Here is a 6,744-nt window from a genome sequence, read left to right on the forward strand (position 1 = left end):
CATAACCGAAGGCAATGATGAAGAAAGGCTCCTGACTCATTGGCATTTCAGTGATATGGAAATTATCTTTTCCACGAAGTGTCTGAACACCATAATAGCAATCATCCGGAACTTCACGCTCACCAAGGAAATCGCTTTCAATACGAGACATAATTTTCTAACTCCATTTTTCGAAAACAATGTGACAATAACAAATTGTTTTCATAAAACACTTATCCAACATTAAGAATGAATACTTATAATCACCAGATGACATAACCATTACCATCTAATGGAATATATTTAAACTAATAAGATAAACTTAAAACGTGATATCAAGCACATTTTTATAACGTTAAAATTAGTGGGTTATTTAGCAATCAAATATAACCAGTAAAAGCCCGAAATATGCAGATAACGCTGCACTAATATGATTAAGATCAAAAAAAACAATTCCGCAATCAAACTTATTATTAATGCTGATTTTTTAAATCATGATTAAGTAGAACTATTTTATAATAGCATCCCGGTTTGGTCACATCCTTCAGAAAAACAACCTGTTTACCACCATAGAAAACCTATATCTCTGCTAGGTTTTCCAGCGTTGTAGATATAGTCACTCATGGTGATTCTTATTAAGATAAGAGTTTTTACACGGGAATGTTATTGCACTTCTAATTGATAAATCTTGGAATAGAGTAGAAAACGTAATGTTTCCACTCCATCTTCCGCTTTAATGGTTTGTAATTTGAGTTAGATCATGGATTTTAACATCCATTATGATTAATTATTTTTAGATGATTTGATCACTAAATCGTCTTTCAGGGTGTAACGGCATTAATCATCACAAGCTAAAAAAACGCCATACTGTAATGGAGTCTGTATTTTATGTTCAATCATGCAAAGGCTCTTCATAATTATCATTTCTCTCTTGGAAAAATGACAGCCTGAACATAGCATAAATTCACGTTCTTCAGAGTCAGAAGGTGTTAATAAACTGTCCCTAAAATCTGGAAAATGTTGAAGAAGGCATCTCAATGGATATTGTCGAACGCTTTATCAATTATACAAAAATTAATACCACTACCTCACGAGAAAACGGCGCAAAAGGGATCATGCCTTCATCTCCTGGTCAGATGAAACTTGCGAAATTGTTGGTGAGTGAACTTGAAGCATTGGGTATGGAGGATATTATTCTCAGAGAGAATGCTATCGTAACAGCAACACTCCCTGCAAATACTGACGAAACAATCCCCGTCGTTTCCTTTTTTGGACATCTGGACACCAGTGCCGAACAGACAGCCGATACAAAAGCGCAACGATTACCTTATAATGGGGGCGATCTCTGTCTGAACCCTGAACTGAATATTTATTTGCGTGAGAGTGAATTCCCGGAGCTCAAAAATTATATTGGCGATGATCTTATAGTGACAGATGGTACCAGCCTTCTGGGGGCCGATGATAAAGCGGCGCTGGCGGCCATAATGAACGCACTTCAATTTCTGATTTCTCATCCTGAAATCAGGCATGGAGAAGTTAAAGTTGGGTTTGTGCCAGATGAAGAGCAGGGGTTACGGGGGGCCAAAGCCTTCGATGTTTCAGAGTTTGGCGCAGATTTTGGCTACACTCTGGATTGCTGCGGTATTGGAGAATTTGTTTACGAAAACTGGAATGCGGGTGATGCAGAAATTATCTTTACCGGCCAGTCTGCACACCCTATGTCAGCGAAAGGCAAGCTTAAGAACTCTCTTTTGATGGCTCACAAATTCATTTCGATGTTGCCAGGAGGAGAAGCGCCTGAATATACAGAAGGACGCGAAGGCTATTATTGGGTGAAACAGTTACAGGGAAACAGTGCCAGAACTGTACTAAAACTGGATATACGAGATTTCAGCGAGGAAGGATATCACGCCCGGAAGACATTTGTACGCCAGCTTGCAGAAAGTGCTTGTGCATTATGGGGAGAAGGAAGCGTGATCTGCCAACTGAGCGATCGGTACGCCAATGTCTTTAACAGTCTGCAGGGAGAGGGGCATTATCCCATCGACATTGCACTGCGAGCTTACCAACGATGTGGTATTACTCCGACACCGGTGGCGATGCGTGGAGGATATGATGGCGCTGTTCTTTCACAAAAAGGATTACCCTGCCCGAACATTTTTACCGGCGCACATAATTTCCATTCTATCTATGAATATCTTCCAGTCCGTTCACTTCGGGCGGCAAGTGATGTGGTTATTGCCATCATTCAGGAGACATTCAATGGGTTCACCACAGGGAATCGTGAGTCATGATTAAAGTTGTTATCGCGCTTCTTGTTATCGTGATAGTTGCTCGCTTAATCCTGAAAGGATATCGTGCAGAACCCGTGCTTTTTATTGCCGGGCTTGCGCTGATGGTTTGTACCTGGTTTACCGGTTGGGGCACAGTGTTACCGAAGGGCGTGTCCGGTACAGGAATTAGTTTTCTTGATCCTTTCGAAGTCATGCGCAATTTATTCAGTACCCGTGCGGCTGATCTCGGTCTGATGATTATGACCCTGATGGGATTTGCGCATTACATGGACCATATCGGTGCGAATGAAGCGGTTGTCCGTGTGGTAACCCGGCCATTACGGACATTACGTTCCCCCTATGTTCTGCTTTTTTTCTCTTATCTTTTCGCCAGTCTTCTTCAACTGGCTATCCCCTCAGCTACCGGACTTGCTGTTTTACTGATGGGAACCATGTTTCCTATTATGCTCGGACTCGGGCTGTCAGCAGCGTCTGCCGCAGGGGTAATTGCCACCTCTCTTGGTGTGGCGTACACACCGACAGCCATTGACGCCATACGAGGCTCTGAAGCGGTAAATATGGATGTGGTGGAGTATGTTGTCTATCATCAGGGGCCTGCTGCTCTGGCGACTGTTCTGATTGTCGGTATCAGCCACTTTTTCTGGCAGAAACACTGTGATCGTAAAGCTGGAACATTACCTCATGAAATTGGTACGACAACGGTCATAAAAGCAGGCAGTACGCCGGCTTATTATGCTCTGCTACCTATGCTACCGATCCTGATGGCCGTTGGCTCATCGGAGATTTTTGTCACCGGAATTAATCTCAATATCATTACGATTGTTCTTATCTCAATGGCAATTTGCATGCTGATCGAATGGGTCCGTAAATGTGATCTGAAAGCTGTATGTGACGGGTTTACCCATTTCCTGAAAGGAATGGGGACAGCATTTACCGGCGTGGTGGGCTTACTGGTGGCCGCAGGTGTGTTTGCTCATGGGATTAAAAGCATTGGCGCGATAGATCAATTAATTTTGATGGCAGAGCACGTTGGGTTACCCCCTTTTGCGATGGGCATCGTTTTTGCTCTGGTTACACTGGCTGCAGCTGTCATTATGGGATCGGGCAATGCGCCATTTCTGGCTTTTGTTGAACTGATACCACAAATCGCTGCCAGCATGGGCGTGAATGCCATATCGATGATCCTGCCTATGCAGCAGGCTTCCCATATGGGGCGTGCGATGTCTCCCGTATCTGGCGTGGTTATAGCGGTTTCCAGTGGAGCAAATATAACTCCCTTCGAAGTGGTAAAACGCACTGCTTTACCCCTGATAGTTGGTTTTGTTTTTCACTCTGCGATTATCGGTATTTTTTATTAACTTGTTTTAGATTGTCATCCTCCACGCCCAGAAGGATGTGGATTCCTGCTAATCAGGCTATTGCCGGAATCATTTCGGTGGGCTCCTGCTTAAACAAAAGGCCTGACTGCACCATCTCTTTACAGGCAAGTACGGCGTGCCCTGCAGCTAAAATATTACGGGTGCCGTTTACATCGGCGCTCGTTGCATATGTGCGCCGGGCATGGCGCGTAGCGCCGTGACTGGCGCTGTTCTTCAACTGTGGTGGCTGAAGAACGACTAAGAGGTGAAAGTCCTCCACACACCCGGTGAGGGGAAGTGTTAGCGGAAGGCAAGGGTGTTCATCGCGAGGTGAAATCTGAAGGAAGCCGGATGCAAAATGCTGGCCTGACGAACAGGAAGCGGTTAAGGCGGCGCAGCAGGGTAAGGTGGCACAAATCACCAAAGCCCGATACTCACACGGAACGCTGTGACGTAAAGCCGACAGGCATAAGCAGGAAAGTCGCGTGAATTACCCCGGGAGATCTGTCGCCCTGCCAGTGTGCTACCGGTGCCGTGAGGCGCCGGGATGGGGCGGCAGAAGTCAGCCGACGCCGTAGTAGTGCTGCAAAACCGGCAGCATGAAGGGCCGAACATGATTAACTGTGATTAGGACATCCGAACCCGATGATGATTAATGAAGCACACGCGCAGGCAACTGCGGCCAGCGGCAGAGGAGACGGACAGTATCCGTCAGGGCTGCATGATGGCGCTGAAATCAGCACGGCGGCGGGTGGGCAAACGAAAGCGGAAGTGCCGCTGACGATGGAAGCGGTGATAACGAGAGAAAACCTGATGCTGGCTTATCAGCGCGTGGTGGAAAACAAAGGTGTGGCGGAGTTGAAACCGTGGCTGAAGAAGAACTGGCGCAGCGTATGGCAGGTATTGATTGACGGAAACTACCAGCCGCGGGCAATACGCCGGATGGATATCCCGAAGCCGGATGGCGGCGTGAGAACCTTAGGCATCCCGACGGTGGTGGACAGGCTTATCCAGCAGGCGATAGCGCAGCAGTTAAGCGCCATCGTGGACACAGCTTCTGCCGCTACGCAGACGACTGCAACATCTACGTAAGCAGCCGGAAAGCGGGCGACCATCTGCTGAAGGACATCAGGGCGTTCGTGGAGAGCAAACTGAAACAGAAGGTGAATGAGAAGAAGAGCGCGGTGGCGCGCCCGTGGGAGCGGAAGTTGTGGGCTGACAGTGACGGACCGTGCTGCTTCACCAAACGCCTTGGACGGCAGGCGGAACTTGGATCGTTACGTACTTGAAAAGTGGATCAACAAGAGGGTTCAACGAGACTGGGGAGTTATATTTCTTTCTCAAGGTCCGGCATTTATCTCTTCCACATGAAATCTCGATATAAAGTCAGACACGGATGTCCTACTGAAAGCGGGGGGAAGTATGGTGATAGAGGTCAGCGGGAACCTATCCATAAAAGTCACTCATTACACTAAAAAATATGTGCATATTATTTGCGTGCAATTAAATTTTGCAAAATCGAATTAGCATAATTTTTTTTGATAGAAGTCAAATAAACATAATGGAAAAAGTTTAAATATTTATATTGTATAAACTTCAGACAAAAGGAGGAGTTATGAATAAAATAAAAGGTATAACAGTAATGGCAGCCTTCGCATTGTGTATAGGATATGCTCACGCTGAATCTCAAACGCCAATACGCCTTGTAATTCATGGTGGAGCTGGCACCATAACAAAAGATACTATTACACCTGAACAAGAAAAACAATACAGAGAAAAGTTAACAGATGCACTAAATGCTGGGTATGCTGTGCTTAATAGTGGAGGAAGTAGCCTTGATGCTGTTCAGCGTGCAATTAATGTTATGGAGGACTCTCCCCTCTTCAATGCTGGAAAAGGCGCTGTCTTTACTCATGATGGCAAAAACGAACTTGATGCTGCAATTATGGATGGAAAAACCAAAATGGCCGGAGCCGTTGCAGGAGTGACGACCATAAAAAACCCTATAAACGCTGCTTATGCAGTTATGACTAAAAGCCCTCATGTATTAATGATCTCTAATGGTGCGGAACTATTTGCAAAAGAGCAAGGCTTAGTTATGGTTGAGCCAGCATATTTCAAAACTGATTTCCGTTGGCAACAGCTACAGAACGCTTTAAAAGACGAAAAAATAACCCTTGATCATAATGGTAAATCAGCATCTCTTTTACTCCCCCCAAAGAACTACGACTATAAATATGGAACTGTTGGAGCAGTCGCGTTGGACAAAGATGGTAATCTGGCAGCTGGAACATCAACAGGAGGTATGACAAATAAACGTTACGGACGCGTAGGTGACTCGCCAATAATTGGAGCAGGAACCTATGCCGATAATAATACCGTTGCTGTTTCTGCTACAGGTACTGGAGAAATGTTTATTAGAACTTCAACTGCATACAATATTGCTGCTCAGGTGAAATATAAAAATACACCATTGAAAGAAGCAGCTCAAAATGCGCTTGATGAAGTTAAAAACATTAATGGTAGTGGTGGTGTCATTGTTCTAGATAAGAATGGTAATTATACTATGAGTTTCAATACAGAAGGGATGTATCGTGGAACTATCGGCAACGATGGTAAAGCTATCGTATCAATTTATGAACAATAGATAAAATATTTTATACATCGTCTTGCCCTTAAGGCCCATTTTAAAAGCGGGCCTTTATTTAATAAATATTCTTAACGCCTCCTTATTTCACAGCTAAAAGAAGAGTAATTCTTAGACTCATTAACCGTCTCTCTACCGAGACGCTTACCCATATCCAGCCCGTACCCTGCAGAAATACCGCGATGTATAGCGTTTCTGTGTCATGGTGAAAAGTACAGGAGGAAATTATAAATTCTGGGAATATCCCTGGTTATAACATTTTGTAATACATTAAGTGATATCATTATTTATGATGTAAAAAGGGGCCTGCAATAGCCCCTGAAAAATCAGAAAACCTTCATTTTATACCTGCAGCGGGTAATGACTCCAACTTATTGATAGTGTTTTATGTTCAGATAATGCCCGATGACTTTGTCATGCAGCTCCACCGATTTTGAGAACGACAGCGACTTCCGTCCCAGCCGTG

Annotated in this window: 5 protein-coding genes and 3 pseudogenes; 6 read left to right on the forward strand and 2 right to left on the reverse strand. The window is 44.6% G+C overall.

Features of this window, described 5'->3' with window-relative positions:
* The first annotated feature begins 1,016 nt into the window (after positions 1 to 1,016).
* Together pepT and dcuC are read left to right on the forward strand one after the other, a co-directional pair.
* Positions 1,017 to 2,273, forward strand: a complete 1,257-nt coding sequence (gene pepT / locus ACJHW7_RS24960; RefSeq protein WP_000355772.1) for a peptidase T — start codon at positions 1,017 to 1,019, stop codon at positions 2,271 to 2,273.
* Positions 2,270 to 3,631: a C4-dicarboxylate transporter DcuC gene (gene dcuC, locus ACJHW7_RS24965; protein WP_000598813.1), complete on the forward strand. Its 1,362-nt coding sequence runs from the start codon at positions 2,270 to 2,272 to the stop codon at positions 3,629 to 3,631. The genes pepT and dcuC overlap by 4 nt, the downstream gene beginning before the upstream one ends.
* Before the next feature lie 52 nt (positions 3,632 to 3,683).
* Here dcuC and ACJHW7_RS24970 read toward each other — a convergent pair.
* Positions 3,684 to 3,821, reverse strand: a pseudogene (locus ACJHW7_RS24970) (RNA-guided endonuclease TnpB family protein); the annotation flags it as partial.
* A gap of 455 nt (positions 3,822 to 4,276) precedes the next feature.
* Between ACJHW7_RS24970 and ACJHW7_RS24975 the strand changes: the two are divergent.
* The 4 genes and pseudogenes from ACJHW7_RS24975 (at position 4,277) to ACJHW7_RS24990 (ending at position 6,278) form a co-directional block, all read left to right on the forward strand.
* A complete protein-coding gene (locus tag ACJHW7_RS24975) occupies positions 4,277 to 4,723 on the forward strand; it encodes a maturase (RefSeq protein WP_001333102.1) in 447 nt (148 codons plus the stop codon).
* Positions 4,675 to 4,839, forward strand: a pseudogene (locus tag ACJHW7_RS24980) (maturase); the annotation flags it as partial. The gene ACJHW7_RS24975 and the pseudogene ACJHW7_RS24980, both read left to right, overlap by 49 nt.
* Before the next feature lie 47 nt (positions 4,840 to 4,886).
* A pseudogene (locus tag ACJHW7_RS24985) lies at positions 4,887 to 5,158 on the forward strand (hypothetical protein); the annotation flags it as partial.
* Positions 5,159 to 5,273: 115 nt separating this feature from the next.
* Positions 5,274 to 6,278 carry an isoaspartyl peptidase/L-asparaginase family protein gene (locus tag ACJHW7_RS24990; protein ID WP_001439114.1) on the forward strand — a complete coding sequence of 335 codons (1,005 nt, stop codon included), beginning with the start codon at positions 5,274 to 5,276 and terminating at the stop codon, positions 6,276 to 6,278.
* A gap of 371 nt (positions 6,279 to 6,649) precedes the next feature.
* On the opposite strand, the gene ACJHW7_RS24995 is transcribed toward ACJHW7_RS24990, so the two are convergent.
* On the reverse strand, positions 6,650 to 6,744 hold a 95-nt coding region (locus ACJHW7_RS24995), incomplete at its 5' end, for an IS1 family transposase (protein ID WP_000306640.1).

This window comes from Escherichia sp. WS1152 (assembly GCF_046487665.1).
Lineage (GTDB): Bacteria > Pseudomonadota > Gammaproteobacteria > Enterobacterales > Enterobacteriaceae > Escherichia > Escherichia coli.

Coding starts and splice junctions, on each gene's coding strand:
- pepT (WP_000355772.1), top strand. CDS start 1,017: ATGGATATTGTCGAACGCTTTATCAATTATACAAAAATTAATACCACT.
- dcuC (WP_000598813.1), top strand. CDS start 2,270: ATGATTAAAGTTGTTATCGCGCTTCTTGTTATCGTGATAGTTGCTCGC.
- ACJHW7_RS24975 (WP_001333102.1), top strand. CDS start 4,277: ATGATGATTAATGAAGCACACGCGCAGGCAACTGCGGCCAGCGGCAGA.
- ACJHW7_RS24990 (WP_001439114.1), top strand. CDS start 5,274: ATGGCAGCCTTCGCATTGTGTATAGGATATGCTCACGCTGAATCTCAA.